At 65.8% G+C, this 26993-nt stretch carries 25 protein-coding genes; 11 read left to right on the top strand and 14 right to left on the bottom strand.

The annotated features are described in order from the left end of the window. Positions 1 to 91: 91 nt before the first annotated feature. From AC0IYS_RS29605 to AC0IYS_RS29655, 11 genes are all read left to right on the top strand, one after another. On the top strand, positions 92 to 760 hold the full coding sequence (locus tag AC0IYS_RS29605) for a DUF484 family protein (protein ID WP_471708527.1): 669 nt from the start codon (positions 92 to 94) through the stop codon (positions 758 to 760). Positions 761 to 771: 11 nt separating this feature from the next. After that, positions 772 to 1707 carry a tyrosine recombinase XerC gene (locus AC0IYS_RS29610; RefSeq protein ID WP_471708528.1) on the top strand — a complete coding sequence of 312 codons (936 nt, stop codon included), beginning with the start codon at positions 772 to 774 and terminating at the stop codon, positions 1705 to 1707. Between the two features lie 152 nt (positions 1708 to 1859). Continuing rightward, positions 1860 to 2912, top strand: coding sequence for a CobW family GTP-binding protein (locus AC0IYS_RS29615; protein WP_471708530.1), 1053 nt, complete (start codon positions 1860 to 1862; stop codon positions 2910 to 2912). 112 nt (positions 2913 to 3024) lie between these two features. Next, positions 3025 to 3471, top strand: a complete 447-nt coding sequence (gene dksA, locus AC0IYS_RS29620; RefSeq protein WP_090325594.1) for an RNA polymerase-binding protein DksA — start codon at positions 3025 to 3027, stop codon at positions 3469 to 3471. A 181-nt stretch (positions 3472 to 3652) separates the two neighbouring features. Next, entirely contained in the window at positions 3653 to 5005 is a 1353-nt protein-coding gene (locus AC0IYS_RS29625; RefSeq protein ID WP_471708531.1) for an STAS domain-containing protein, read from the top strand. Between the two features lie 93 nt (positions 5006 to 5098). Next, positions 5099 to 5641: an ATP-dependent protease subunit HslV gene (gene hslV / locus AC0IYS_RS29630; protein WP_090325589.1), complete on the top strand. Its 543-nt coding sequence runs from the start codon at positions 5099 to 5101 to the stop codon at positions 5639 to 5641. Next, entirely contained in the window at positions 5638 to 6978 is a 1341-nt protein-coding gene (gene hslU, locus AC0IYS_RS29635; RefSeq protein ID WP_471708532.1) for an ATP-dependent protease ATPase subunit HslU, read from the top strand. Before hslV ends, hslU begins: the two co-directional genes overlap by 4 nt. Positions 6979 to 6990: 12 nt before the next feature. Continuing rightward, on the top strand, positions 6991 to 7197 hold the full coding sequence (locus tag AC0IYS_RS29640) for a hypothetical protein (RefSeq protein WP_471708533.1): 207 nt from the start codon (positions 6991 to 6993) through the stop codon (positions 7195 to 7197). 193 nt (positions 7198 to 7390) lie between these two features. Then, positions 7391 to 8137, top strand: coding sequence for a helix-turn-helix domain-containing protein (locus tag AC0IYS_RS29645; protein WP_471708534.1), 747 nt, complete (start codon positions 7391 to 7393; stop codon positions 8135 to 8137). A 242-nt stretch (positions 8138 to 8379) separates the two neighbouring features. Further along, positions 8380 to 9141, top strand: coding sequence for a hypothetical protein (locus AC0IYS_RS29650; RefSeq protein ID WP_471708536.1), 762 nt, complete (start codon positions 8380 to 8382; stop codon positions 9139 to 9141). 40 nt (positions 9142 to 9181) lie between these two features. Further along, positions 9182 to 10828 carry a methyl-accepting chemotaxis protein gene (locus AC0IYS_RS29655; protein ID WP_471708537.1) on the top strand — a complete coding sequence of 549 codons (1647 nt, stop codon included), beginning with the start codon at positions 9182 to 9184 and terminating at the stop codon, positions 10826 to 10828. A 39-nt stretch (positions 10829 to 10867) separates the two neighbouring features. Here AC0IYS_RS29655 and AC0IYS_RS29660 read toward each other — a convergent pair whose 3' ends face one another. From AC0IYS_RS29660 to AC0IYS_RS29725, 14 genes are all read right to left on the bottom strand, one after another. After that, complete coding sequence (locus AC0IYS_RS29660) at positions 10868 to 13144, bottom strand: patatin-like phospholipase family protein (RefSeq protein WP_471708538.1); 2277 nt, start codon at positions 13142 to 13144, stop codon at positions 10868 to 10870. 9 nt (positions 13145 to 13153) lie between these two features. After that, a complete protein-coding gene (locus AC0IYS_RS29665; RefSeq protein ID WP_471708539.1) occupies positions 13154 to 13819 on the bottom strand; it encodes a type II secretion system protein N in 666 nt (221 codons plus the stop codon). 26 nt (positions 13820 to 13845) lie between these two features. After that, a complete protein-coding gene (gene gspF / locus AC0IYS_RS29670) occupies positions 13846 to 15066 on the bottom strand; it encodes a type II secretion system inner membrane protein GspF (protein WP_471708540.1) in 1221 nt (406 codons plus the stop codon). 10 nt (positions 15067 to 15076) lie between these two features. Then, complete coding sequence (gspE, locus tag AC0IYS_RS29675) at positions 15077 to 16498, bottom strand: type II secretion system ATPase GspE (protein WP_363499390.1); 1422 nt, start codon at positions 16496 to 16498, stop codon at positions 15077 to 15079. A gap of 14 nt (positions 16499 to 16512) precedes the next feature. Beyond that, positions 16513 to 18804 (bottom strand): type II secretion system secretin GspD, encoded by a 2292-nt coding sequence (gspD, locus tag AC0IYS_RS29680; RefSeq protein ID WP_471708541.1) that lies wholly within the window; start codon positions 18802 to 18804, stop codon positions 16513 to 16515. A gap of 123 nt (positions 18805 to 18927) precedes the next feature. After that, positions 18928 to 19701, bottom strand: coding sequence for a type II secretion system protein N (locus AC0IYS_RS29685; protein WP_471708542.1), 774 nt, complete (start codon positions 19699 to 19701; stop codon positions 18928 to 18930). A gap of 28 nt (positions 19702 to 19729) precedes the next feature. Next, on the bottom strand, positions 19730 to 20242 hold the full coding sequence (gspM, locus tag AC0IYS_RS29690; protein WP_471708543.1) for a type II secretion system protein GspM: 513 nt from the start codon (positions 20240 to 20242) through the stop codon (positions 19730 to 19732). Between the two features lie 58 nt (positions 20243 to 20300). Beyond that, positions 20301 to 21551 (bottom strand): type II secretion system protein GspL, encoded by a 1251-nt coding sequence (gspL, locus tag AC0IYS_RS29695; protein WP_471708544.1) that lies wholly within the window; start codon positions 21549 to 21551, stop codon positions 20301 to 20303. A 37-nt stretch (positions 21552 to 21588) separates the two neighbouring features. Continuing rightward, positions 21589 to 22683, bottom strand: coding sequence for a type II secretion system minor pseudopilin GspK (gene gspK, locus AC0IYS_RS29700; protein WP_471708545.1), 1095 nt, complete (start codon positions 22681 to 22683; stop codon positions 21589 to 21591). Then, the gene (locus AC0IYS_RS29705; RefSeq protein ID WP_471708546.1) at positions 22683 to 23300 is read right to left on the bottom strand and encodes a PulJ/GspJ family protein; all 618 of its coding nucleotides are present in this window, start codon (positions 23298 to 23300) and stop codon (positions 22683 to 22685) included. Before AC0IYS_RS29705 ends, gspK begins: the two co-directional genes overlap by 1 nt. Beyond that, positions 23297 to 23674, bottom strand: a complete 378-nt coding sequence (gene gspI / locus AC0IYS_RS29710; protein WP_471708547.1) for a type II secretion system minor pseudopilin GspI — start codon at positions 23672 to 23674, stop codon at positions 23297 to 23299. The genes AC0IYS_RS29705 and gspI overlap by 4 nt, the downstream gene beginning before the upstream one ends. 11 nt (positions 23675 to 23685) lie before the next feature. Next, on the bottom strand, positions 23686 to 24177 hold the full coding sequence (gene gspH, locus AC0IYS_RS29715) for a type II secretion system minor pseudopilin GspH (protein WP_471708548.1): 492 nt from the start codon (positions 24175 to 24177) through the stop codon (positions 23686 to 23688). Between the two features lie 20 nt (positions 24178 to 24197). Beyond that, a complete protein-coding gene (gene gspG / locus AC0IYS_RS29720) occupies positions 24198 to 24641 on the bottom strand; it encodes a type II secretion system major pseudopilin GspG (protein WP_090325555.1) in 444 nt (147 codons plus the stop codon). Between the two features lie 211 nt (positions 24642 to 24852). After that, on the bottom strand, positions 24853 to 26985 hold the full coding sequence (locus tag AC0IYS_RS29725; RefSeq protein ID WP_471708549.1) for an amidohydrolase family protein: 2133 nt from the start codon (positions 26983 to 26985) through the stop codon (positions 24853 to 24855). Positions 26986 to 26993: the final 8 nt, after the last annotated feature.

The raw sequence follows: 26993 nt of genomic DNA on the forward strand, positions 1-26993 counted from the left end.
GTCCGTTTTTTTTCGCGTGCTTTTCGTTTAGTACAACGCCGCGCGTCGGTTAAAATGTGTGACTAGCCCCAACTTTGCAGATAGAGCACCCATGACCGTCCCACTGGATTCCACACTTGTCGCGCAGTACCTGACAGACCACCCGCACTTCTTCGAAGAACACGCTGACTTGCTCGGTGAAATCAAACTGGCCAGCCCCATCACCGGCCGCGCCGTCTCGCTGCAGGAGCGGCAGATGGAAGTGATGCGCGATAAGTACAAGGCGCTGGAACTGCGCATGAGCAACCTGATGCGCCTGGCTTCCGAAAACGAAGCCATCGCCAACAAATTCCACCGCTGGACCAAGGTGCTGCTGGAGGCCGAAGATGTGGGCTCCATGCCACACTCGGTGGTCAGCGGCCTGAAGTCGGCGTTCGACGTGCCGCAGGTGACGTTGCGCATCTGGGACACCGAGCGCGAGTACGACGGCGAATGGTTCGTCAAAGGCGTGACCGAGGACGCGCGCCTGTTCGCCAACAGCCTGATGGCGCCCTACTGCGGCACCAACAAGGATTTCGAGGCGGTGCGCTGGCTCGACGACGCCACCGGCATCACCTCCACCGTGATCATCCCGCTGCGCAAGCCGGGCAACAAGAACGCCTTCGGCCTGCTGATCCTGGGCTCGGCCGACCCGGCGCGCTTCACCTCGCTGATGGCGACCGACTTCCTGGTCCACATCGGCGAAACCTCCAGCACCGCGCTGGCCTGGCTGCTGGCCTGAGGGGCGACACCATGGGCGCCGAACCGGACAGCAAGCTGGCCTGGATCGACGCCTACCTCGGCTATTTGCGCACCGAGCGCAAGCTCTCGGGGCACACCACCGCCGCCTACGCGCGCGACTTGCAGGAACTGGCCGCGCTGTCGGACGGCCACGACTGGCAGGCGATCGATCATTTCCTGATCCGCCGGCTGACCGCCAAACTGCACGCAAAAGACCTCGATCCGCGCTCTATCGCGCGCAAACTGTCCAGTTGGCGCGGATTTTTCGGCTGGCTCGGCGACCGGATCGCGCTGTCCGCCAACCCGGTCCAAGGGGTGCGCGCGCCCAAACGCGCCAAGACATTGCCGCGCGCACTGGCGGTCGACGACGCGGTGCGGCTGGTGGCGCCGCCCACGCCGCGCGCCGGCGCCGGCTTGGAACCTGCCGACCTGTGCAACCGCGCGATGTTCGAACTGTTGTATTCCAGCGGCCTGCGCGTGTCCGAACTGGCCGGCCTCGACCTGACCGCCGGCAAGGCGGCGCTGGGCTGGGTCGACCTCGACAACCGCGAAGTGATCGTCACCGGCAAGGGCGACAAGCGCCGCGTGGTGCCGGTGGGCGCCGCCGCGCTCGAGGCGCTGGCGGCGTGGATTGCCGTGCGCCCGGCGCCGGTCGACGGCGGCAACGCGCTGTTTGTCAGCACCCGGGGCACCCGGGTCTCGCCGCGCGTGATCCAGCAGCGTTTGCAGGCCCACGGCGTGGCCGGCGGCGCCCCGGTGCACGTGCATCCGCACATGCTGCGCCATTCCTTCGCCTCGCACGTGCTGCAATCGTCGGGCGACCTGCGGGCGGTGCAGGAAATGCTGGGCCATTCGAGCATCAGCTCGACGCAGGTCTATACGGCGCTCGATTTCCAGCATCTGGCCGAGGTCTACGACAAGGCCCACCCGCGCGCCAAGGTGAAATAGCGGCGCAACAGCGTCTAAATCCAGTCCGTACTGACGCCGCTCAATCGGACCAATTGCTGGCACAATTGAAATTCCGGCATAATCGGCCGATTGCATTTTTGCTGTAGAGCCCCATATAGGGTTCCCGACCACCAGACTCAGGCTGCTTGAACATGGAATTGATCCCCACCACCATCCTGACCGGCTTCCTTGGCGCCGGCAAGACCACGTTGCTCAATCGCATCTTGCAAGAACAGCACGGCATGCGCATCGCCGTCATCGAGAACGAGTTCGGGCAGGAAAACATTGACAACGAAATCCTGGTCCAGGATAGCGGCGAACAGATCGTCGAAATGAACAACGGCTGCATCTGCTGTACGGTGCGCGGCGACCTGATCGTGGCGCTGACCGGCCTGGCGCAAAAGCGCGCCGCGGGCGAGCTCCACTTCGACCGCGTGGTCATCGAGACCACCGGCCTGGCCAATCCGGGACCTGTGGCGCAGACCTTCTTCGTCGACGAAGAAGTTGGCACTCACTACATGCTCGATGCGGTGGTCACCGTGGTCGATGCCCGCCACGCGATGGACCAGCTGGACCAGCACGAGGAAGCACAGCGCCAGGTCGGGTTCGCCGACAAGATGCTGCTCTCCAAGACCGACCTGGTCACCGAGGACGAGCTGGCGACCCTGACCGCCCGCCTCAAGCGCATCAATCCGCGCGCACCGATCGGCAAGGCCGATTTCGGCCGCGCCCCGCTGAGCGACGTGCTGGACCTCAAAGGCTTCAACCTGAACGACAAGCTGGAGCTGGACCCCGATTTCCTGGCGACCGACCAGGCCCACGACGACGACCATGTGCACGACGAGCACTGCGGCCACGATCACGGCCATGAAGGCCACGACCACAACCACCATCACGGCCACCACAGCGATGACATCGCCGCGTTTGTGTTCAAAAGTACACGCCCGTTCGACACCGCCAAGCTGGACGAATTCCTTGGCGGGCTGGTAAATGTCTATGGTCCTCGCATGCTGCGCTACAAAGGCGTATTGTTGATGCAGGGCGCCGACCGCAAGGTGGTGTTCCAGGGCGTGCACCAGATCATGGGCAGCGATCTGGGCGCGAAATGGGGAGAAAACGACGTTCGCGGCAGCAAAATGGTGTTTATTGGTAAAAATCTGCCAAAAGACATCTTTATTAGCGGTTTGGAACAATGTCTGGTATAAACTATCCGGGTTTTGTGGGGATGGCAATTTGTCACTAAACTGTCACAGCAAGCGCCACGAAATCCGGGCTGATTAATTTGAAAACTCTGTCGTATCGAAGGTAAGCGAAGTTATGACCAAAACTAATAAATCGACCCCCGCCGCCGCCGACCGCGTCCTGACCGAAGAAGAAATTCTGAAGATGGATGAAAAGGATTACATGAATCCGGCGCAAATGGCATTTTTCAAAGCAAAGCTGCAAGCCCTTGAAAAAGAGCTGCTGAAAAACGCCGGCGAAACCACCGAACACCTGCGCGAAACCGTGCTCGTACCGGACCCGGCCGACCGCGCCACGATCGAAGAGGAACACGCGCTGGAACTGCGCACCCGCGACCGCGAGCGCAAGCTGCTGAAAAAAGTCCAGCAGTCGATCGTCGCCATCGACGGCGGCGACTATGGCTGGTGCGAGGAAACCGGCGAGCCGATCGGCATCCCGCGCCTGATCGCCCGTCCGACCGCCACCCTGTCGCTGGAAGCGCAACAGCGCCGCGAACTGAAACAAAAACTGTACGGCGACTGATCCCGCCGGCCGGCCCCTGCGGCCGGCCGCCGCCAAGCCAGAAAGCACGCGCTCGCCGCGTGCTTTTTTACGTGTTTTTTTTGCCTGCTTCTACGCACCCTTCCCATCCGTAACACGAAAACCCCTTTCCCTTCCGCTACACTAAGCTGACACGGCCAGCGCCGACGACAACGAGGAAAGCGTGGGACTGTTTTCGCTATTCAAAAAACCCGATCCGCCGCGTCCGGACCAGGCGCCGGACCCGCTTGGCGACGACGACGCCGCGCGGCTGGCCGCCAACAGCGAAACCGCGCGCCAGCACCAGCAGGCGCGCCAGCGCGAGATCGCCCGCGCCACCGCCATGAAAATCGACGCCATCGAATCGGCGATGGCGTTCGACATCTTCAACCAGCCGGAACCGGCCTGGGGCAGCGGCCCGCGCGCGCCCAAATCCGCCCCCTCATCCGAACCCGCCAAACCCGCCAGCACCGGCAACGACGGCGGCCCCGACACCGAGGCGCCGGCCGACCTCCCCACCACCGTGCTGCTGGGCGACGACGACTTGCCGGAGGCGGCGGTGGCGGCGCAGACCGCGCCGGTGGTCGAGGAAATCGCCATCCTCTACGCCAACGGCCAGAGCGCGGCCGCAGAGCAGATGCTGACCGACAGCGTCGGCGCCAGCCAGGACCGCACCGTCTGGTGGATGCTGTTCGACCTGTACCAGGCCGACGGCCGGCGCGAGCGCTTCGACAACCTGGCCATCGATTACGTCACCACCTTCGAAACCTCGCCGCCGTCGTGGAGCGCGGCGGCCGGGCTGGCGGCCGCCTCGCCCGGCTGGGCCGGCGTGACGCCCACCACCACCTTCAGCGGCGTGCTCGGCGAGCACATCGCCGGCCGGCTCGAGGACCTGCTGCGGCTGGCCGACGCGCATCCGGTGCTGCGGCTGGAATTCCACCGCGTCACCGACATCGAAGCCACGGCCTGCTGGCTGCTGCTCGACACGCTGCGCCGCCTACAGGACCGCCGGCGCGAACTGATCCTGGTGGGCGCGGCCGAACTGGCCGCGCAGATCCGCGCCGGCATCGCCATCGGCCGCCCCGACGACACCGAAGGGCCGTGGCTGCTGCTGCTCGAACTGCTGCAACTGCTCAACCGCGAAAAGGAATTCGAGGAAACCGCCATGGATTATTGCGTCACCTTCGAGGTGTCGCCGCCGTCGTTCGCCGCCCCGCACCAGGTGGCGATGGCGCCGGCCCAGCGGGCGCCGGCGTCGCCCGACCGTTTCATGTTGCCGCCAATCATGGAAAGCCAGCTCGGCCCGCTGCTGCCGGCCATCGCGCACTACGCCGGGCAATACCAGGCCATCGTGTTCGATTGCTCGCGGCTGCTGCGCATCGACTACCCGGCCGCCATCGGCCTGCACGCCTGCCTGCAGCCGCTCGCCACCGGGGGCCGCAAAATCGAATTCCGCGACGTGAACCATCTGGTCACGGCCCTGTTAAGATTACTCGGCTACGGCGACATCGCCCGGCTCTATCCGCATAAGTACTAGGCATAAGTACTGGTTTTGTACTAACTTGCAATTCCGCTTTCCAGCCCCACTTTTCAGTCTTGAAGCAGTTCGCGTCATTACTTTGAGGTCAATATGGAACAATTTCACGGTACCACCATCCTGTGCGTGCGCCGCGGCAAAGACGTCGCCCTCGGCGGCGACGGCCAGGTCACGTTGGGCAACATCGTCATGAAGGGCACGGCCCGCAAGGTGCGCAAGGTCTACCAGGGCAAGGTCCTGGTCGGCTTCGCCGGCGGCACCGCCGATGCTTTCACCCTGCTCGACCGCTTTGAAGGCAAGCTGGAAAAACACCAGGGCAATCTGCTGCGCGCCTCGGTCGAACTGGCCAAGGACTGGCGCACCGACCGCGTGCTGCGCCGCCTGGAGGCGATGCTGCTGGTGGCCGACCACGAGTCGACCCTGGTGATCACCGGCAACGGCGACGTGCTCGAGCCCGAGGACGGCGTCGGCGCCATCGGTTCGGGCGGCACCTACGCCCAGTCCGCCGCCAAGGCTTTGGTGGAAAACACGGAACTGTCGCCTGCCGAGATTGTCAAAAAGTCACTGACCATCGCGGGGCAGCTGTGCATCTACACCAACTTGAATCACATCGTTGAAACACTGGAACCAGCATGAACATGACTCCCCATGAAATCGTCGGCGAACTCGACAAGCACGTGGTCGGCCAGGGCAAGGCCAAGAAGGCGGTCGCCATCGCGCTGCGCAACCGCTGGCGCCGCCAGCAGGTCGAGGAGCCGCTGCGCCACGAGATCACGCCCAAGAACATCCTGATGATCGGCCCGACGGGCGTCGGCAAGACCGAGATCGCGCGCCGCCTGGCCAAGCTGGCCGACGCGCCGTTCATCAAGATCGAGGCCACCAAGTTCACCGAGGTCGGCTACGTGGGCCGCGACGTCGACACCATCATCCGCGACCTGATCGACATCGGCGTCAAGCAAACCCGTTCGGCCGAGATGGCCAAGGTGCGCGCCCGCGCCGAGGACGCCGCCGAGGACCGCGTGATCGACATCCTGCTGCCGCCGGCGCGCGACTTCGGCTTCCACCAATCGACGCCGTCGGACGCGCCGCAGGCCGGCGACGCCACGCGCCAGACCTTCCGCAAGCGCCTGCGCCAGGGCGAGCTCGACGATAAAGAGATCGAGCTGGAACTGGCCGAGGCCGGCCCGCAGATGGAAATCATGGCCCCGCCCGGCATGGAGGAAATGACCGAGCAGATCAAGTCGATGTTCTCGGGCATCGGCGGCGCCCGCAAAAAGGCGCGCAAGGTCAAGATCAAGGAGGCGATGAAGTTCCTCATCGACGAGGAAGCCGCCAAGCTGGTCAACGACGATGAGATGAAGCAGAAGGCCATCCAGAACGTCGAGCAGAACGGCATCGTCTTCCTCGACGAGATTGACAAGATCGCCTCGCGCTCGGAAGTGGGCGGCGCCGACGTCTCGCGCGCCGGCGTGCAGCGCGACCTGCTGCCGCTGGTCGAGGGCACCACCGTCAACACCAAGTACGGCATGATCCGCACCGACCACATCCTGTTCATCGCGTCGGGCGCCTTCCACCTGGCCAAGCCGTCCGACCTGATCCCGGAGCTGCAGGGCCGCTTCCCGATCCGGGTCGAACTGGAGTCGCTGTCGATCGCCGATTTCGAGCGCATCCTCACCAGCACCGACGCCTGCCTGACCAAGCAGTACGAGGCGCTGCTGGCGACCGAGAACGTCAAGATCGAGTTCGCGCCGGAGGGCATCACGCGCCTGGCGGAGATCGCCTACTCGGTTAACGAGCGCACCGAGAACATCGGCGCGCGCCGGCTGTACACGGTGATGGAAAAGCTGCTGGAGGAACTGTCGTACACCGCCAGCGAGGACGGCGGCAAGGTCATCACCATCGACGCGGCCTACGTCAACGAGCGGCTCGACGCGCTGGCGGTCAACGAAGACCTGTCGCGCTACGTGTTGTAAGAAGGGGCGGCAATGGCGAACAAGGCCTTGTCGACGCGGCAGAAGATGACGATCCGCGTCGAACCGTCGCAAAAGCCGCCGCGCAATCCGGTGGCGCTGGCGGCCAAGGCGCGCGCCGGCGGCGCCGGTCCGCACGCCAAACCGGTGGCCTCCGAGCGCCAGGCCGCCAAGCGGCTGCTGGCCAAGGCCAAGCTCAAACCGGACCCGGAAGATCTGTGAAATAGCGCTGTGGGCAGATCTGTGAAACCGTCGACGGGCGCCTGTGGTGGCGCCCGCTCTCGGGGAATGACGCCATCGTCCTCCACATCCTCCCGTTGTACTAATTGATTGTTCCAAGAACTACTTTTCAGCACGGCAAGTACCGTGCTACGATACCTTTCGCGTGCTGTCTAGCCGATTTGTCAAGGTATCCATGAGTTCACCGGAATTGCTGTTGCAGGTACTGCGGACCCAGATGCGGGCCGCCGGCGTCACCTACAAAATGCTTGCCGAGCGCATCGCGATGAGCGAATCGAGCGTCAAGCGCATGTTCGGTCAGCAGGACATGTCGCTGTCGCGGCTGGCGCAGATCTGCAAGGCGGCCGGGGTGGCGATGGAGGACGTGCTGCGCGGCGCCGCCGACGCCACGCCGCAGACCGACGCGCTGACCCTGACCCAGGAAAAATCGCTGCTGGCGCAGCCGCATCTGCTGCTGATGGCGATCTGCTGCCTCGGCCACTGGACCCTGGAGCAGGTGCTGGAAACCTACGACCTGACCGAACCCGAATGCATCATGCTGCTGGCCGAGCTGGACCGCCTTGGCGTGATCGAACTCAAACCGATGAACCGCTACCGCCTGCGCGTGTCGAACGCCTTTAGATGGCTGCCGGACGGCCCGGTGCAGCAATTTTTCCGCGAGCACGCGGTCAACGACTATTTCGGCGGCAGCTTCGACGGCGCCGGTGAAACCTTGCTGTGCCTGCCCGCGCGGCTGTCGCTGCCGAGCGCGCAGGAGCTGGTCGGCCGCATCCAGCAGCTGGCCGGCGAACTGGCGCGGCTGCACCAGGGCGACCGCAAGCTGGCGCCGCAGGAGCGCGACGGCTTCACGCTGCTGGTCGGCTTCCGCTCATGGGAATTCGCCGCCTTCACGGCGCTGCGGCGGGCGCCCGCCAAGGGCTGACCCCATCCTTCCCCTTACCGCGCTTCACGCGCTCAGCCGGGCTCGACTGCCGGCTGACCTTCCCTGCATCCCAGATGTTGCTCCACCCCTACAAAATATCGCCGTTCCAATGTCGATTAAATAAATCCCGCAAGAAATTTATTTAAAACCTGCAACTGATCCTGTACCTTCGCTTTATTCGAAGGCGCATCGCCACATCATTAACTTGCAGATTGGATGGCATTAAGCCGGTAATTAACGGCATGGCCATCTTGCATAAATTTTCAATTTTTTATATGTTCAAGAATAACACTCAGATATTATTTATATTCTTGAAATCGGCGCGCATCGCTTTGTGCGCGGCCGCGCTTGCAGCGTTCTCGTTGCACGCGCCGGCGGCTTGGGCCGGGCGTCCGCTGGTAACGGAAGATGCCGCGGTCCTGGACGCGGGCGCGTGTGAACTGGAAGGCTATATCGCACGTCTTGGCCGGCCCCGACTCAACCTGCAATGGGGGCAATTAGGCTGTGGCACCGGTTTTGATACGCAAATCAATGCCGGCGCCGGCAGGGAAAAAACCTATCCCGGCCATGTGACGATCGCGGCGGTCAGCGGGAAAACCGCGCTGCGCGCGCTGACGGACCAGCAGGCCGGCATCGCCATCGCCTATTCGGTGCTTGGCGGCAACCACGTCGACCACATGCGCCACGAAGCGACGGAAATCAAGGCGGTGCTCAGCGTGCCGCACGGCCACTGGCTGGCCCACGCCAATGCCGGCTGGGTCCGCACGCCGTCTTCCCATGGCGGCAAAACGATCTGGGCGCTGGCGCTGGAGCGGCGCAACGCCGCCGGCCCGGTCGACCTGATGGGCGAAATCTTCGGTGACGACAGGGCGGCGCCATGGGCGCAGCTCGCCGCTCGCTGGACCGTTGTTCCGGATCGCCTGGTTTTCGATACTTCCATCGGCGCGCAATTCAACGGCATCCATAGCCGGCAGGCGACCATCGGTTTAAAACTTGCTTTTTAAAAGCATACTCATTCATTCATATCAAGCGGAAAGGATTATTGTGATTTCAATTACCAGTTTATCGGTCGGCAAGCGTATCGGGATGATCGCTGGAAGCGGGCTCGTCATAAGCGTGATCATCGGCATTTTCGCGATTTATCAGCTGAACAATATGAGCGATGTTGAAACCAGCCTGGTGGAGGATGCGCTGCCGAGCATGAATATCATCAACGATATTAATGACGACATGAATAATGTCCGCGAAAGCGAACTCAACTATACACTTGCGCAAAATGAAAAACAGCTCCAGGACGAGGAAAAAGCCGCCCAGGAATACCGTGCCGAAGTGCAGAAGAATGTGCAGGACTACGCCCGCCGTATCGACAACGATGCGGAGCGCGCAGCGTTTGCCGATCTGACCCGGCAAATCGAGCTGTATTATGCCGAACACGCGAAAACCCTGACCAGCGCCCGCGCCAGCCTCGGCCAGGCCAACGCCGATCTGGCGACGCAGGCGCGCGAGGTGTCCGGCAAGTCCTTCGATGAATTGGGCAAAAAGATCGACGCGCTGGCCACCTATAACAATGGCGCGGTCAAAGACGTGCACGCAATCGCGCAAGCGCGCCACGTCGGCAGCGTGCGGGCGATTACGGCGCTGCTGCTCGTCGCCCTCACCCTGGCCGGCGGGCTCACCGTGTGGATCACGCGCGGCCTGCTCAAACAACTCGGCGGCGAGCCCGGCGAGGTCAGCGATATCGCCGGGCGCATCGCCAACTGCGACCTGATGGTCGATGTCCGCGTCAAGGCCGGCGACGGCGGCAGCGTCATGCATGCGATGAAGACCATGCGCGACAGCCTGGTGCAAGTGGTCGGCCAGGTGCGCGACTGCACCGATTCCATCAACGCCGGCGCGACCGAAATCGCCACCGGCAACCTCGACCTGTCGTCGCGCACCGAACAGCAGGCCAGCGCGCTGGAGGAAACGGCGTCGTCGATGGAAGAGCTGACCAGCACCGTCAAGCAAAACGCCGACAGCGCGCGCCAGGCCAACCAGTTGGCGATCTCGGCGTCGGGCGTCGCGGCCCAAGGCGGCTCGGTGGTGGCCCAGGTGGTCAATACGATGGCGTCGATCAACGCGTCGTCGAAAAAAATCGTCGACATCATCGGCGTCATCGACGGCATCGCCTTCCAGACCAACATCCTGGCGCTGAACGCGGCGGTCGAGGCCGCGCGCGCCGGCGAGCAGGGGCGCGGCTTCGCGGTGGTGGCGTCGGAGGTGCGCAACCTGGCGCAGCGCTCGGCGGCGGCGGCTAAGGAAATCAAGACCCTGATCGACGATTCGGTCGAGCAGGTCGACGCCGGCGCCAGGCTGGTCGACCAGGCCGGCGCGACGATGGCAGACATCGTCGACTCGATCGCCCGGGTGAGCGGCATCGTCTCCGAAATCGCCTCGGCCAGCGTCGAGCAGACGGCGGGCATCGAACAGATCAACACCGCGATTTCCGAGATGGACGGCGTGACCCAGGCCAACGCGGCGCTGGTGGAGGAAGCGGCGGCGGCGGCCGGTTCGCTGCAGGAGCAGGCCAACACCTTGTCAGAGGTGGTCGGCGTCTTTAAACTGCACGCGGGCGCGACGGTACAAAGCAAGGCCCCCCGGCGGCCGTCGCCGACGTTGACCGCCTCTCCACAGCGGGCACTGCTGTCGTAAGTTCGCCTTGGCCCGGGCCGCCTCAGCCGGCCCAGGCCGTCACCAGATCGGCCCCAGGAACAGATACATGCTGCTGTCCCCCGACTTGGTGGCGCCGGAGCCGAAGTACAGCGGCCCGAAGCGCGTATCCACCGACACGAAGCCGCTGGCGGCGTGCTTCAGCGATCCCACCTTGAGCGGGTTGTCCGGCCCGTAGGCGGCGCCGGTCTCCAGCGAAAAGCCCAGCCGCACGTCGCCGCCCAGCGCGGTTGGCATGACGCCGATGCGCTTGGCCATCACCACACGGCCCAGCACCGTGCGGCTGCCCATGACCGAATCGGTGGTCGTGCCCGACAGCCGCAGGAAGCCGCCCAGGGTCGATTGCGACGCACCGCCCTGGTTGCGCGCCCACTCGCCATACACATGGCCGGCCCAGCTGCCGAAGCTGAACGCCTTCAACGCCTGCACGCTTTGCCGGGCCGGCACCGGACCGTCGCGCCCGCGCGTCATCAGCCGCTGCAATTCGACATTGAACAAGGTGCCGCGCGTGGGGAACGCCACCGTGTCCAGGCTGTCGATATTGAACGACAGCGCGCTAACGTTTTGCGCCTCGCGCACCTCGCGCGGGTCGTGCGGGATGGTGCGCTGGGACGTGACCGTCTGCCGCGACGCGGTGTAGCGCAAGTCGCCCCAGTTGCCCAACTGGCGGCCCAGCGCCATCGACACGGTCTTGGCATTGTAGCCAAGGCGCGCCTGGCGGAAGCCGGAGGCATCGAACACGTCGAACGCCGACGAGCCGTACTGCAACTCGGGCGCCACATACCACTGCGACCCCGCCCCCAGCGGCTGCCACCACTGCGTGCCGATGACGCGCTCGGTGCCCACGCGCGCGACCGTGCGCAACTCCGCGCCCCAGTCGTTGAGCGAGGACAGCACGTGCATGACCTTGAGCTCGTAGGCGTTGTTGTCGGTGAAGTCGCTGTTCAATTCGAGGCCGATGCGCAGGCGGCTGCGCGCCCAGTCGGCCTCGGTCGGCTTGATCAATACGCTGCGGCCGTCCTGGTCGTCGCGGATCTCGGTTTCCACGCGCGCCAGGTCGCCGCGTCCGAACAGCTGGTTGCCGGCGCGCTGCGCCTGTTCGCTAGTGATCATTTGGCCGACCTTGAGGCCCGACTGCACGGCCAGCGCCTGCGGGTTGATGCGTCCGCTCGGCGCCACCTCCAGCTTGGCCAGCCGCACCGGCTGGTCGATCGGCACCGGCGCCGACAGGCGGCTGGTTTCATAGGCGGCGTACTGCGCCTCCGGCAGCGCCAATTGCACCAGTTTGTCGCTCATCGACCGCACCGCCGCCTCGCCCTCCTTCATCGCGCGGTCGTGGCTGCCGAAATCGAGGAAGCCGATGCCGCCCAGGTCCGGCGCCAGCAAAATGTCGCTGGGGCGCAGCTCCTTGAGCGAGCGCTGGACGTTCTGCTCGGTCAGTATCTGCAGCATCTGCTGCGCCACGCTGACCGCGCTGACCAGTTCCTTCTCCTGCGCCAGCGGGGTGCCGACGTTGACGGCGATGATGATGTCGGCGCCCATCTCGCGCGCCACGTCGACCGGCAGGTTGCGCACCAGGCCGCCGTCGACCAGCAAACGCTGGCCGACGCGCACCGGCGCGAACACGCCCGGCACCGCCAGCGAGGCGCGCATGGCCAGGAATAGCGGCGTGTCGCGCAGCTCCACCAGCTCGCCGGTGACCAGGTCCGAGGCGACCGAGCGGAACGGCAGTTGCAGCAGATCGACCGGTTTGTCGCGCGCGCCGTGCGGCAGCACCTGCGTCAACGCCAGCTCAAGCGCCTCGTTGCCGGCGGCGGCCGGCGGCAGGGTGACGCCGTCCATGCGGGCGCCCAGCTCGATGCGCGACGGCAGCAGCAAATCCTCCTCGCGGCGGCGGTACACCAGCTGGTCGCGCGGCGGGCGGTCCGCCACCACCGCGTTCCAGTCGGTGCGGCGCACCAGTTGCTCGAGCTGCTCGACCGAGCTGCCGGCGGCGAAGGCGCCGCCGACCACGCTGCCCATGCTGGTGCCGACGACGAAATCGACCGGGATGCGCAACTCCTGCAGCGCGCGCAGCACGCCGATGTGGGCGAAGCCGCGCGCGCCGCCGCCGGACAGCACCAGCGCGACCTTGGGACGCGACTTGGCCGCGGCATCGGCGGGCGGCGGCGGGGCGGCGGCCGGCGCCACCGAGGCGGCGTTCGGGTGGACGGGCGACTGCGCCGAGGCGCCGACCATGGCGATGGACAAGAAAAAGCCGCAGCAAACAGCTGCGGCCAGGGAGCGGGCGATAACCATAAGCCTCTCTTATTGTTGACGGTCGAAGCCGGGAACGGGCGCGATGGTGGTCGATGAGCTGCTGGAGCGTGGCGGATTCTGCTGCTGTTGCTGCTGTTGCTGCTGTTGCTGCTGTTGCTGCTGCGGCGTTGGCTGCATCGCCGGCGCCGGTTGCATCGCGGGAGCCGGTTGCATGGCGGGCGGTGTCGGCGGCACGGGCGCCGGCGGTGGCGATCCCTGCTGGATCGGCTGCATCGACTGGTACGGCTGGCCGCCGGCCGGCCCCGCCGAACTGGTGGCGCCGGCGTCGCTCGGCAAATCGATGCGCTTGATGGCGCCGCCCTCGGACAGCAGCACATACTTCGGATGCACCTCCTTGACGGTCACGCCCGGCACCACTTCCTTGCCGATGCCCAGCGCCAGCGCCGGCTTGTTGTCGACCGCCAGGATGGCGGCGCTGCCGACACCGCTCGAAGCGACCACGCCCTTGAGCTGATAGTTGCTGGCGGCGGCGACCGAGATCTGGCCGCCGAACAGGCCCTTGGCGGCGTCCAGGTTGAGCGCCATCGGTGGCGGCGGCGGCGGCGCGGCGATCGCGCGCTGCGGCGGCTTGAACAACTGCAAACCCCAGTACGCCAGCGACACCGACAGCAGCACCACGGCCAGCACGCTGCCGACCAGTGGCAAACGCTTCATAGATTCATGCTTCATAACTTCCCTTGTCAGCGTACCAGCTGATTGATTTCGATGATAGGCATCAGCACCGCCAGCACGATCAGCAGCACCACCACGCCCATCGCCAGGATCAGCGCCGGCTCCAGCAGGCCGGCGATGGTCAGGGTGCGCCGCTCCAGATCGGCCTCCTGCGCGGAGGCCGCGCGGTCCAGCATCGCCGGCAGCTCGCCGGTGATCTCGCCGGCGCGGATCATGTGGATCAGCATCGGCGGAAAGTGCTTTTGCGCCGACAGCGAGCGCGCCAGGCTCACGCCCTCGCGCACGGCGTCGCTTGCCTCCTCGACCAGCTCCTTCATGGCGACATTGGACAAGGTGTCGCGGCTCGTTTCCAGCGCGCGCAAAATCGGCACGCCGGAACCGGTGGTGATCGCCAGCGTGCTGGCGAAGCGCGCCGTGTTCAGGCTGCGCTCGAACTTGCCGTACAGCGGCGCCGTCAGCAGCCAGGTGTGCCAGCGGCGCTTCAGCACCGGGTTCTGCAGCGCCCGGCGCCACATGAACCACGCGCCCACCAGCAGGATCGCGACCACGATGCCGTAGTTACGCACGAAGTCGGACACGGCCAGCATGACGATGGTCAGCACCGGCAGCTTCTGCTTGGTGTTGGCGAACACGGAAACGATCTGCGGCACCACATAGGTCAGCAGGAAGATCACGATCGAGAACGCCACCACGGTGACGATGGCCGGGTAGGTGAAGGCCAGCCGCACCTTTTGCACCAGCGCGTTGCGACGCTCGATGTAGTCGGCCAGGCGCGACAGCACGCGCGACAGTTGGCCGATCTGTTCGCCCGAGGCGACCAGCGCGCGGTAGATCTCGGCGAAGTCGCGCGGATGGCGTCCCAGCACGTCCGACAGCGCGGCGCCGCCGATCACCTCCGAGCGGATCGAGGCGATCAGGTCGCGCATGTAAGGACGCTCGGCCTGTTCCAGCAGCGCGGTGAAGGCTTGCTCCAGCGGCAGGCCGGCTTCGAGCAAACTGGCCAGCTGGCGCGTGAACAGCGCCAGCTCGGTGGTCGACAGCCGTTCGCCGAAGCCGCGGCTCTTGGCCACGCCGGCGGCGTCGATCTGCGCGGCGATGGCGTCGACCTTCAGCGGCACCAGCCCCAGCGTGCGCAGCTCGGAGCGCGCCGAACGCGCGCTGTCGGAGTTGAGCACGCCTTTTTTGGTGGCGCCGCCGGCGTCGACGGCTTCATAGCGGAATGCGGGCATCGTTGTCGGCCTAGTCTTTGGTCACGCGCAGCAACTCGGCCTGCGTGGTGATGCCGGCGGCCAGCCAACGCTCGCCGTCGTCGCGCATGGTTTGCATGCCGCTGCCGATGGCGGCCGCTTTGACTTCGGCCTCCGAGGCGCGGTTGTGGATCTGGGCGCGGATCTGCTCCGTCGTCTCCAGGAATTCGTAGACGCCGACCCGGCCCTGGTAGCCGGTGTGGCCGCAGTGCTCGCAGCCGACGGCGTGCCACAGCTGGCCGTCGAAGCTCTTGCAGTGGCCGCACAGCTTGCGCACCAGCCGCTGCGCCAGCACGCCCAGCAGCGACGACGACAGCAGGAACGGTTCGATCCCCATGTCCAGCAGTCGGGTGACGGCGGCGGCGGCGTCGTTGGTGTGCAGGGTCGCCAGCACCAGGTGACCGGTCAGCGAGGCCTGCACGGCGATCTGCGCCGTTTCCAGGTCGCGGATCTCGCCGATCATGATCACGTCCGGGTCCTGGCGCAGGATCGCGCGCAGCGCCTTGGCGAAGGTCATGTCGATGCGCGGGTTGACCTGGGTCTGGCCGACGCCGTTCAGGTCGTACTCGATCGGGTCTTCCACCGTCATGATGTTGGTGGTGGCCGCGTTCAGCAGCGACAGCGCCGCATATAACGTCGTGGTCTTGCCCGAGCCGGTCGGCCCGGTCACCAGCACGATGCCGTGCGGCTGGTTGATCAGCGCGTCGAACTTGGGCAGCATGGTTTCGCTCATGCCCAGGTGGTTCAGGTCGAGGCGGCCGGCCTCCTTGTCCAGCAGACGCAGCACGGCGCGCTCGCCATGCCCGGTCGGCAGGGTCGAGACGCGCACGTCGACCGGCTTGCCGCCGATGCGCAAGGTGATGCGGCCGTCCTGCGGCAGGCGCTTCTCGGCGATGTCGAGCTGCGCCATGATCTTGATCCGCGAGATCAGCGAGCCGTGGATCGCCTTGCGCGGACGCACGATGTCGCGCAGCGAACCGTCGACCCGGAAGCGCACCACCGAGGTTTGTTCGAACGGCTCGATGTGGATGTCGGAGGCGCTGTCTCGCAGCGCCTGCGTCAGCAGCGCGTTGATCATGCGGATCACCGGCGCGTCGTCGGAAGATTCGAGCAAGTCCTCGATCGCCGGCACGTCCTGCAACAGCTTGGTCAGGTCGAGCTCGGCGTCGAACTCGTCGGCCACCATCGAGGCGTTGCCGCCGGCGCTGGCATAGGCCGTGGCGATGGCGGTCTCGAGGTCGGCCCGGGTCATGCTCTTGAGCTGGATGCGGCCGAAACGGCGCGACACCTCGGCGATGGCGGCCGGCGCCGTGGCGCCGCACACCATGACGTCCACCGTGTGCTCGGCGGCGTCGCTCTGCTGCGCCAGCACGACGAAGTCGCGGGCGAAGGCGTAAGGTAGAAGATTACTCATCTCGTCGGCTCATCTCACTGCTGGGGTTGCTGCTGGGGTTGCGGTTGCGGCTGCACATTGTCGGCGCGGCCCGGCACGCGTGGAATCGGCGCCTGCGGAATCGGCTTGGCGACCACGCCGCCGCCACTAAGCACGCCGTTTTGCAGCGCCGGCAACACCGGCTGGCCCAGGTCCTCGACCAGCACGCTCTGCGGCGGCTTGATCGCTTCCTGCGACGAGCGCATGTAGTCGTAGCGGTCGGTCGCCAGGCTGGTGCTCTGCTCCTGGTTGCGGATCACGACCGGGCGCAGGAACACCATCAGGTTGGTCTTCTTGCGGCTGCGCGTCTGGTACTTGAACAGGTTGCCGATGATCGGGATGTCGCCCAGGCCGCGCGTCTTGTCGGTGCTGTCGCCCTCGGTGTCCTCGATCAGGCCGCCGAGCACGATGATCTGGCCGTCGTCGGCGATCACGTTGTTCTCGATCACGCGCTTGTTGATGGTGATGCCGGCGGTGGCCGTCAACGTCGATTTGTCGACGCTCGAGGTCTCGTGATAGATCGCCAGCTTGATGGTGCCGCCTTCGGAAATCTGCGGGCGCACTTTCAACGTCAGGCCCACTTCCTTGCGGTCGATGGTCTGGAACGGGTTGCTGTTGGTGCCGGACGTGGTGGTGAACTGGCCGGTCAGGATCGGCACGTTCTGGCCGACCGAGATCGTCGCCAGTTCGTTGTCGAGCGTGATCATGTTTGGCGTCGACAACACGTTGGCGTTGCCGTCGGACTCCAGCGAGCGCGCCAGCAGGCCCAGGCCGAGGCCGCCGGCGACCTGCTTGAACAGGCCCACCGTCAGGCCGGAGCCCGGCAGCGTCGGCGTCGTGGTCGATGTCGAGCCGTTGAGCAGGGACAAGGCGACATTGCCGATGTTGTTGTTGCTGCCGCCGATGGACGACTGTTGCAGGCCGCCCAAGCGGTATTTGCTGTCGGCATTGCCGGTGGCGCCCAGCCATTGCACGCCGAACTCGGACGCCTTATCGGACGTCACTTCGACGATCAGCGACTCGATATAGACCTGGGCGCGGCGCACGTCGAGCTGGTCGATGACGGCGCGCAGGTTGCGGTAGACCGATTCCGGCGCAGTGATGATCAAGGTGTTGGTGGTGGCGTCGGCCTGGATATAGCCGGCCTGGCCGCCGCCGCCCTGCTGTTGCTGCGAATTGTTGTTGCCGGTCAGCAGAGGATTGGTCGGGCCAGTGCTGCCGCCGCTGGCCGAGCTGCCGCTGCTCTGGCCGCCGAAGCTGCCGGTGTTGCTGCTCTGGCCGCCCTGGTTGCCCTGGCCGGTGCCGGTGCCCGTGCCGCCCTGCTGGTTGGTCGACGAGGTGTCGCCCGACACCAGCGCGCGCAGGGTCTGCGCCAGCTTGGTCGCCTCGGCGTTCTTCAGGTAGACCACGTGGACGTTGCCCAGTTCCTGGGTCGGCTGGTCGAGTTTGGCGATCAGCGACTTGGCCAGGTTGGAGCGGGCCGCCGACGGCGCGCGCAGGATCAGCGAGTTGGTGCGCGGATCGGCCAGCACGCTGACCCGGCCTGCATCACCGCCGCCGGCGCCCGGCGCGCCACCGCCGCCGCCCGCGTCCATCAGCTTGTTGACCATCGAGGCCAGGTCGCTGGCGATGGCGTAACGCACCGGGATCACGTCGAGGTCGGCCGTGGCCGGCGCGTCCAGCGCGGAGATGATCTTGGCCAGGCGCTTGAGGTTGTCCGCGTAGTCGGTGATCACCACCGTGTTGTTGCCCGGATTGGCGTTGATGGTGTTGTTGGGCGAAATGAGCGGCCGCAGCACGGTGACGACGTTGCCGGCCGATTCGTAGTTCAGGTGGAAGATCTGGCTGACGATCTGGTCGCCCTTGATCTGCGTCGGCGCCGAGCCGATCTGGGTCGGGCCCGATTGCAGCTTGGCGTCCGCCTCCGGCACCACCTTGGCGTAGCCGTCGCCGCTGACGACGGCGTAACCTTGCAGGCGCAGCGCCGAGGTCAGCAGGCTGAACGCCTGCGACTTGCTGATCGACTTTTCCGACACCAGGGTGATCGTGCCCTTGACGCGCGGGTCGATGACGAAGGTAATGTTGGTGTAGTGGCCGACGGCCTTGATCACCGACTCGATGTCGGCGCCGACAAAGTTCAGCGCGGCGTCATCGGCGGCGGCGTGGGCCAGGGCCGGCCACAGCAGCCCGGTGGTCGGCACGGCGCCGAGCGCGCAGCACAGCATCGCACCCGCGCTCAGGCGGCGCAGCGCGGGAAGATTGGATTTGCTCACGGACTGTTTTTTCATTGTCTGAACTTTGTATCTAGTGTTGTAACCACGATTGAAACTAAATATAACCATGTCGGCGGCGGCTTATGGCCGCTCATTGGCAACTCGCGCGCTACGCGCTAATCCGCCCTACGGGAAAGCTTAGCGGACCTCTAAAGCGATGACGTTGCGGTCGCTGCCGGGACGGCGCTGGCCGAGCAAATTCAACAAATTGGCCAGCGTGTCTTCGTATCCCTTTGCCGCCTCCGCCTGCCCGGAAAACTGCAGGCGGCCATTATTCAGGTTGCCGCGTCCGCTCAGCAACAGCGGCCCCTTGACGGAATCGAGCGTCAAGGCGGCCTGCTGGCCGCGCCAGTCGAGCGCCAGCGTGTAGCTGCCCAGCGGGCTGACCGGCGCCAGCCGCGACGACATGTCCGTCATCTCCAGCGTGGTGCGGCCGTTGACGGCGATCTGGCGGTCTTGCAGCGCCAGCTCCAGCGCGGTCCACGACAGGCGCATGATGCCGCTGGGCGCCAGCGTGTTGAGCGGCGCGCCCAGGCCGGCCAGGCCCTGCGCCGGCAACAGCAGCGCCGACGGACTGAGTTGCCACTGCGACCAGCTGCCGCGGAACGTCACCGGCTGCGCCAGCGCCTCGCCGTTGTCGAGCCGCAGGTCGACCATGCCGACCAGCGCCAGCGGCGAGATCTTCCAGCTGAAACGTCCCGGCAGCAACGGCGTGACCGGCCGGTTGCCGCCGGCCGCGCCGCCGATGAAGGCCGAGCCGCGCCACAGCGTACCCTGCGCGTCGCCCAAGGTCAAACGGCCGCCGGTGCGCTGCTCGACGATGGCACCGAGCCACGTGGCAGGAAAGAACACCGCCAGGGTGATCAGCACGCTGAGCGCGATGGTCAGCAACCATAGCACGGCGCGCTTCATGCATGGCCTTTTTGCGCAAGCCGCACGCTCATCGCGCGCCCTGGCGCAAAGTCAGGGTGGCGTTGACCATGCCGGCCGTGTCCTGGGCCGTGAAATTGGCGTCCTGGACGGCGATGCGGCTTTCGTTGCGCACCGCGTCCAGCCAGACGACGATGCCGGCGAAGGCGACGTTGTTAAGCTGGACCTTGGCGTACTCGCCGGTGATGTTGACCGACTGCGCCGTCAGGCCGCGCGCGGTCAGGCCGGCCGTCAGGCTCTCGCGCGTCATCGGCGTCGGCTCGATGGTGTTCTGGCCGCGCAAGGCGGCCGCCTCCAGCGCCATCGCCTGCAACTCGGCGGCCTGCTGGCGCAGCACCGGCAACTCCTTGCTCAGCTTCTCGCGGCCCTCGAGCGCCGGCGACAGCAGCACGCCGTAGAACAGGCCCAGCGCGACCACGACGCCGCCGATGGCCAGCAGGCGACGCTCCTGCTCGGTGCGCGCCAGCCAGAAGGCCGACGCGCGGGCGCGGTAGTCCTGTATCGTTTGATCGAGTTTGCTCATGCCGTTGTGCTCATGGTTCTGTTCATGATTCCATTCATCGTGATGCTCATGGCGCTGCTCATGGTTTGGCCCCGCCGGTGCTGGCGACGCGGATTTGCCAGGTGCCGGGATTGGCTTCCGTCAATTCCAGCTTGCGGGCCTGCAACGCGGCGCGGATTTGCGTCATCGCGGCGGCGTCGACGGTATTAGGTTTGACCTTGGCCTGCAGAGCGCGTTCCCTATAATCCAACGTAGCGATCACATCGCGCTTGGGCAACACGCTCAGCGCCTCGGCCAGGTTGGCGCTCATGGCGATGAAGCCGTCGGGCGCGGCCTGGCCGTCGTCGGCCTTGGCCAGCGAAATGTTCTTGCGCATTTGCGCGACCGGGTCGAGGATCACGGTTTCCTTCGGATAGGCCGCCTTGAAGGTTTGCATCATGGCCAGGCGCACTTCGTTGGCTTCGCGCTTGAGGCGCATCCATTCGACGTTCAGCCCCACCACGTTGACCAGCAGCGCCAGCGCGGCGATGCGCAGCGGCCAGCGCCAGCGTTGCCATTCGCGCGCCGAGGCGCCGGCCGCGCCCAGCGCCGGCGCCAGGTCCAGTCCGGCCGAACGCGACGCCGCCACCCAATGCTGCCAGTGATCCTCGGCCAGGCTGATGCCGTGCGGCGCCGTGGCCGTATCGGCCATCAGCGGCTCGAACTGCTTCATTTGCTCTTGCGACAAGTACAACGTGACCGGCTCGTCGCCGGCCATCGCGCGCAAGGTGTGCAGCGCCGCCAACGGCTCGGCCGGCAACGCCAGGCCCATGCCGTCGTACTGCGAGCGGCGCAGGATCAGCTCGTAGCCGGCCTCGCCCAGGCTCAGCGCGGCCGAGATCGATCCCGGCTGGAACGGCAGGCACAGCTGCATCGGCAGCACCGAGACGCTGTGCGCGCCCTGCGCCAGCAGCGCCTTGACCAGCACCTCCAGCCACGCGCGCTGGACCACGGCGACGGTGCGCACGCCGTCGGCGTCGGCCGTGCCGGCGGCCAGCACGCAATCGGCCGTGTCGCCCAGCACTTGTTCCTCGACCAGCGCCGGCAGCGCCGCCTTCAGGCGCGAGGCCGACAGCGGCGGCGCCTTCACGCGCAGCAAGGTCGCGTCCGAGGCGGCCAGCATCAGCACCACGCGGCGCGAGGCGGCGATCAGGTCCCCCAGGTTGCCCAGCGGCGACGTGCCCTGCCGCTCCAGATTGCCGCCGTCGCCGACCAGCGCGAACGGGCAGGTCTGGGCGGCGCCGCTGTCGACGCTGGCCTTGGCCGGATAGCGGATAAATAATGTACTCAAAGGGTCTCGCTTTCGTTGATCGCTCTCATTCGCTACTCTAGTTTTCCCGTATCCATACGACCGTGGTGAGGCCCGTCCCCTGCGCCCGCGACAGCAGCGACACCGTGTCCAGCGCAGCGCGGTCGAGCTTGACCTGGCTGAAGGCCAGGAAATAATCGCTGCGGACATCGACGTCCACCGCCGTCTTGCGCTGCGCCGCACCCATCTGCGGCTGCTGCGTGAAATCCGCCATCTGTCGATAATAAGCGCCCTTGCGCGTATTGACCATGGCTGCCGCGTCGCCCAGCGACAGGCCCGGCACCAGCGCCGCGATCAGTTCGGGCGGCGCGGTGTTCACGTTGACCTTGGTCGGCTGCGGCAGCACGATGACGAACTCGCGCAGCCGCTCGACCGCCTGCGGTGTGAAGCCGCTGACGGCCAGCAAATCCTCCAGCCGGACAAAGCCCATCGGCTCGACGCTGCCCGATACCGGCACGGTGCCGGCCGGCGTGCCGGTGCCCGTGGTGCCGCCAGTGCCGCCGGTGCCGGTGGAACCTCCGGTGCCCGTAGTGCCCGTGGTGCCGCCGGTGCCGGTCGTGCCGGTGCCGGTGCCGCCAGTGCCGCCGGTTCCGCTGCCGAGCGCGGCCTGGACCGGCTGCGTCATCGCCACCTGCATCGCCACCTGCTGCGCCAGATTCGTATCTAATTGCAGATTTGTCAAGAGGCGTTGGAGCACGCCGATCTGCGCCTTGTCCGGCACCCGCGCGGTGGCCAGGTTGGCGAGATTGTAACGCGACTGCGCATCGACAATTTTGCCCGACAAGGTGGCGTTGAAATCCTCGCCTTCCTGGCGCTCGCGCTCGACGTAGTCGTCCAGCCGGGTCTCTTCCAGCGGCGTCGACCAGATGCCGTTCAGTCGCGTGAAGGTCGACGAGTCGAGGAAGTCCTGGAACAGGATCAGCCGGCTCAAGTCCAGCGCGCCGCGCACGATCCAGCGGGTTTGCAGTTGCAGCCGCTGGTTTTCCATCGAGCGCACCTGCACCTGCTGCTGCCAGAACAGGCTGGTGACGATGGTGACGGCCAGGGTCGTCAGCAGCAGCGCCGTGATGACGGCGACGCCACGCTGGCGCCGTGGGTTCCGACGCGCCCGCATCACAACGCCCCCAGCAGGAAGGATTTGACCATCGGCACTTCCTGGCCCTGCAAGGCCAGCGACACTTCCAGCCCGGTCGGCGCGTTGCCCGAGCCGCCCGTCGTCATCCCGGCCGCCGGCCGCCATTCGGTGTTGATCCAGTAGCGCGCGCCCATCGACAGCACGTCGGACTGCAGCGCCACGCTGGCGGCGGTGTCGGTGTCGTTAAGCGCGGCCTGCCACAGCGCGTCCAGTTGCAGCAGGTCGCGCGTGGCGTTCGATTCGCGCCGCGTCAGCACGCCGTCGCGCACGCGATAGGCCACCACCTGCAGCCGGGTCGGCTCGTTTTCCGTCATCACCACCCGCACGAAGGTCAGGCGGTCGTTATCGGCCAGCATGTAGGGGCGGTTGTTCACCAGGGTTGCCGTGGCCAGGCTGGCGCAATCGCTCTGCAACTGCGCGAACGCCAGTTGCAGGCCGCGTGTCTGCTCCATCTTGGCCGTCAGCGACTCGCGCGAGCGGATGATGCCGTCCAGGCCGCGCCAGCCCAGCACGGCGACGATGGCCAGGATCGAAATGGCCACCAGCAATTCGATCAAGGTGAAGCCACCGCGTCGCTTGACATGGCGGCGCGTCATGAATTCAGCACCAGTTGGACCAGCTTGATGATGCGGCGTTCCGGGTTGGCTTGGTCGTAGACGCTGACCTCGACCCGGCGGAAGCGCGGATTCGGGCTGGCGATGACTTCTTCCTGGCACATCAGCTTCATGTCGCCCTGCGGACATTCGAAGGTCTGCTTGCCGACCGCCGGAAACGTCTTGGACAGGCGCAGCTGCACCAGCCGGTTCTCGGCCGACCAGGTCGCCATCATGGCGCCGCGCAGGCCGTTGCTGTTCTGGGTCAGGCTGCCGACCGCGCGCAGCGAGGCGCCAAGCGCGGTGCCGACGATGACCAGCGCCACCAGCACTTCGAGCAGGGTGAAGCCTTTGTTTTTGCGGGAGGGTCGGCGCATCTTGTTTATGGTCAGTCCACCGTGAAATGGCCGATGCCGTCGGCGCGGATGGCCACGCTGCTGCCGCCGCCGGTCATGGTCAGCACGAACGGCTTGTCGACCGGTTCGCGGCCGAAGATGATGCGCAGGTTGTTGTCGTTCTGGGCGTTGGGTGGCGGATCGAGCAGCAACGTCACCGGGCCCTGTTTGAACTCGCGCTCGCGCAGCAGGTCGTCCTGCACCGCGAGATCCCATTGCTTGTCGTTGCGGATCAGGAAACGGTAGCCGTCCGGCCCGGCCTCGAAGGCGATCTGGCGGTTGCGCACGATCGCCTCGTCGCGCGCCAGTTGCAGCAGCAGCGCGATGCGTTGCGCGTCCTGCTGCAGCGCCTGCTTCTGGCCGGGCATCGCGCTGAGCGAGACGATCCCCAGCGTGATGCCCAGGATGACCATCACCACCAACAACTCAATCAGCGTGAAGCCTCTCGGCGTAAAGCCTGGGCTCGGCCGGCGCGCGGCGCGCATGATCGGCTATCTCCGTGTGCTTAGTTTTCCCAGGAACCGATGTCGGCGTCGTCGCCGGTGCCGCCCGGGGCGCCGTCGGCGCCCAGCGAATACACATCGATCTCGCCTTTGATGCCCGGCGACAGGAACTGGTACGGCGCGCCCCACGGGTCTTTCGGCATCTTTTCCAGATAGCCGCCGGTCTTCCAGCCGTTGGCGGCCGGGCCGCTGGTCGGCTTGGTCAGCAGCGCCTGCAGGCCCTGCTCGGTGGTCGGATAGCGCTGGTTGTCCAGCTTGTACAGTTTGAGCGCCTGCATGACGGTGGCGATATCGACCTTGGCGGCGGCCACTTTCGATTCACCGGTGCGGCTCAGCAGCTTGGGCACGACCAGCGCCGCCAGCACACCCATGATGACCACCACCACCATGATTTCGATCAGCGTGAAACCGCGCGCGGCGCGACGTTGAGGCGTTGCTTTTTTCATAATTTACTACCAAATTAAAGTGAGTGCAGAGTATAAGGCCGAAACAGCGGAATCAGAGCAAGCAGAGGCGTGATTTTTGCGCCCCGGAGCTTAAACACGGCTTAATAATCGACGGTTTTAACCAGCTTTTACCAGCTTGTCATCGTCAGGTCATGGCATTGTCACACCATTGTCATGCCGGGCCTTTTCACGGACCCGGCGGCCCTGCGCTTTAATCGTGTTTGCGGGCGGTCGCCTCGATGCGGTTGCGGGCGCCGTCGTTGCCGCCGCCGTGCGCGTGATCGACTTCGGCCACGGCGGCGGCGGTCTTGGTCACCGTCGGCGCCTGCTTGACGAACGGGGCGATGCCAAGCGCCGTGTCGATCTCGCTCGGGTAGATCACATAGCCGCGCGTGATCACCGCCGATACCTTGCGCACGTCCTTGATATCCTTGGTCGGGTCGCCGTCCACCAGCACCAGGTCGGCCAGCTTGCCCGGCGTTATACTGCCGCGATCGTTGCTGGTGCGGGTGTAGCGGGCGCCGTTGCGCGTGGCCACTTGCAGCGCCTGGGCCGGGGTCAAGCCGGCCTTGACCAGCAGCGCCAGCTCCGAGTGCAAGGTGAAACCGGCGATGTCGTCGGTGCCGGCCACGATGGGCACGCCGGCGCGGTACATGATGCCGACGAAGTCGACCATCTTGCCGTAGGACTTCTCGTAGCGCTTGAGCTGCTCGGCGCCGTCGATCTTCATGGTGCCGACGGAAAAGCCGCGCGCCACGTCCGGCGGCATGTTGGCGGCGAAATCGGCGTACGGCTCGTTGACGTCGCCGTCGCGCTGCTTGAGGAAGGCGAACGCCGACATGGTCGGATCGATGGCGATTTGCTTCTTGGCCAGTTGGGCGACAAAGTCCTTGACCGGCTTGGAGTTGAAATCGAGATCGGCCACCTTCTCGGCCGGCAGCACGAAGCGGTTCAGGTTGCGCGTTTCGGTGTCCGGTTTGACGAAGAAGTTCAGCAGCACCTGGTTGATGTGCTGGATTTCGTCGTAACCGGCGTCGAGCGCCTGCTGCGCGCGAAGGCCGGCCGGCACGTGGCCGGAAACGCGCATGCCGCGCGTGTGGGCGTAGGCGACCGTGTCCTTCAGGATGTCTTTCGGGAAGGAGTTGTAGATCTTCAGTTGCGGATAGCCGCGCTGCGCGTACCAGTCGATCGCGTCCTTGGCGCCCTGCAAGTCCTTGACGGTGAAGCCGCCGCTGGCGCTGTACTGGCTCTCGCCTTCCAGGAAGCCGGCCGGCACCACTTGCGGACCGAGCAGCTTGCCGTCGGTGGTCTCATCCAGCATCGCCTGCATCTGGGCGTTGTCGTTGCCCATGTCGCGCACGCTGGTGACGCCGGTCGAGATGTTAAGCGCGCCCGACCAGCGGTCGACGTGGCCGTGCATATCGAACAGGCCCGGCAGCACGATGCGACCGCCGGCGTCGATGGTGTTGGCGGCGTCGCGCGTCGGCGAGCCGGCCGGCTGCACCGAGGTGATGCGGCCGCGCAGGATGTAGATGTCCGACGGCGCGCCCACGGTGGCCTTCTCGCTGTCAAAGACGCGGGCGTTCTTGACCAGGGTCAGGCCCGGCAGCGGGTGCTGCAACTTCTGCGCGACATCGGCCAGCATCTTGCTCTCGGCGGCTTTCTGGCGTTTGGCCATCTCCGGAATGGCCGCTTCCCAGCCCTGTTCCATCGCGTTCATGAAGCCCGGAATGATGACGGCAAACAAGCGCGGCTTGTCGCCGTTTGTGGCCCACATGAACGATGGCGACAGGCCGATGCCGGTTTGCGCCAGCAATTGCACGGTTTGCTTCTGGCCGGTGGCATTGGTGATCTCCAGCGCGTCCAGCTTGGTCTGCGACAAGGTGCCCGACGGCAGCAGCGGTAGCTTGTTGTCCGGCGCGGCGGCCAGCGCGGTGATGGCGGCGGAGATGACCTCGAAGGAACTGTTCAGCGGCACATAGGCGGCCGGACCGGCGACGGTTTTCTTGCCTTGTTCCGAGGTCGATTTCCACTCGGCCTGGTCGCCCTTGCGCTCGAAGCGCTCGTCGACCACGGCGCCGAAGGTGGAATTGCCCTTGACGGCATACTCGGTCATGGTGCCGTCCGGGCCGATGCGGAATTGCTCGGTCAGCTCGGGGCCGCGGCCGTTGTTCTTATAGATGAAACGCACCTTGGTCAGGCCGTCGTCCTGCTGCTCGACCACCTGCTCGCCCATCTGCTTGCCGCTTTCGGTGTAGATCAGATACTTGGTGGTGCTGGCGGCCTGCGCGCTGAAGGCGGCGGCCAATGCCAGCGGAAGTACGGCGAGTCGTTTCGTCAGCAAGGTCTTCT

The sequence above is a fragment of the Duganella sp. AC237 genome, assembly GCF_979254035.1.

Coding starts and splice junctions, on each gene's coding strand:
- AC0IYS_RS29605 (WP_471708527.1), top strand. CDS start 92: ATGACCGTCCCACTGGATTCCACACTTGTCGCGCAGTACCTGACAGAC.
- AC0IYS_RS29610 (WP_471708528.1), top strand. CDS start 772: ATGGGCGCCGAACCGGACAGCAAGCTGGCCTGGATCGACGCCTACCTC.
- AC0IYS_RS29615 (WP_471708530.1), top strand. CDS start 1,860: ATGGAATTGATCCCCACCACCATCCTGACCGGCTTCCTTGGCGCCGGC.
- dksA (WP_090325594.1), top strand. CDS start 3,025: ATGACCAAAACTAATAAATCGACCCCCGCCGCCGCCGACCGCGTCCTG.
- hslV (WP_090325589.1), top strand. CDS start 5,099: ATGGAACAATTTCACGGTACCACCATCCTGTGCGTGCGCCGCGGCAAA.
- hslU (WP_471708532.1), top strand. CDS start 5,638: ATGAACATGACTCCCCATGAAATCGTCGGCGAACTCGACAAGCACGTG.
- AC0IYS_RS29640 (WP_471708533.1), top strand. CDS start 6,991: ATGGCGAACAAGGCCTTGTCGACGCGGCAGAAGATGACGATCCGCGTC.
- AC0IYS_RS29645 (WP_471708534.1), top strand. CDS start 7,391: ATGAGTTCACCGGAATTGCTGTTGCAGGTACTGCGGACCCAGATGCGG.
- AC0IYS_RS29650 (WP_471708536.1), top strand. CDS start 8,380: ATGGCCATCTTGCATAAATTTTCAATTTTTTATATGTTCAAGAATAAC.
- AC0IYS_RS29660 (WP_471708538.1), bottom strand. CDS start 13,144: ATGGTTATCGCCCGCTCCCTGGCCGCAGCTGTTTGCTGCGGCTTTTTC.
- AC0IYS_RS29665 (WP_471708539.1), bottom strand. CDS start 13,819: ATGAAGCGTTTGCCACTGGTCGGCAGCGTGCTGGCCGTGGTGCTGCTG.
- gspF (WP_471708540.1), bottom strand. CDS start 15,066: ATGCCCGCATTCCGCTATGAAGCCGTCGACGCCGGCGGCGCCACCAAA.
- gspE (WP_363499390.1), bottom strand. CDS start 16,498: ATGAGTAATCTTCTACCTTACGCCTTCGCCCGCGACTTCGTCGTGCTG.
- gspD (WP_471708541.1), bottom strand. CDS start 18,804: ATGAAAAAACAGTCCGTGAGCAAATCCAATCTTCCCGCGCTGCGCCGC.
- AC0IYS_RS29685 (WP_471708542.1), bottom strand. CDS start 19,701: ATGAAGCGCGCCGTGCTATGGTTGCTGACCATCGCGCTCAGCGTGCTG.
- gspM (WP_471708543.1), bottom strand. CDS start 20,242: ATGAGCAAACTCGATCAAACGATACAGGACTACCGCGCCCGCGCGTCG.
- gspK (WP_471708545.1), bottom strand. CDS start 22,683: ATGCGGGCGCGTCGGAACCCACGGCGCCAGCGTGGCGTCGCCGTCATC.
- AC0IYS_RS29705 (WP_471708546.1), bottom strand. CDS start 23,300: ATGACGCGCCGCCATGTCAAGCGACGCGGTGGCTTCACCTTGATCGAA.
- gspI (WP_471708547.1), bottom strand. CDS start 23,674: ATGCGCCGACCCTCCCGCAAAAACAAAGGCTTCACCCTGCTCGAAGTG.
- gspH (WP_471708548.1), bottom strand. CDS start 24,177: ATGCGCGCCGCGCGCCGGCCGAGCCCAGGCTTTACGCCGAGAGGCTTC.
- gspG (WP_090325555.1), bottom strand. CDS start 24,641: ATGAAAAAAGCAACGCCTCAACGTCGCGCCGCGCGCGGTTTCACGCTG.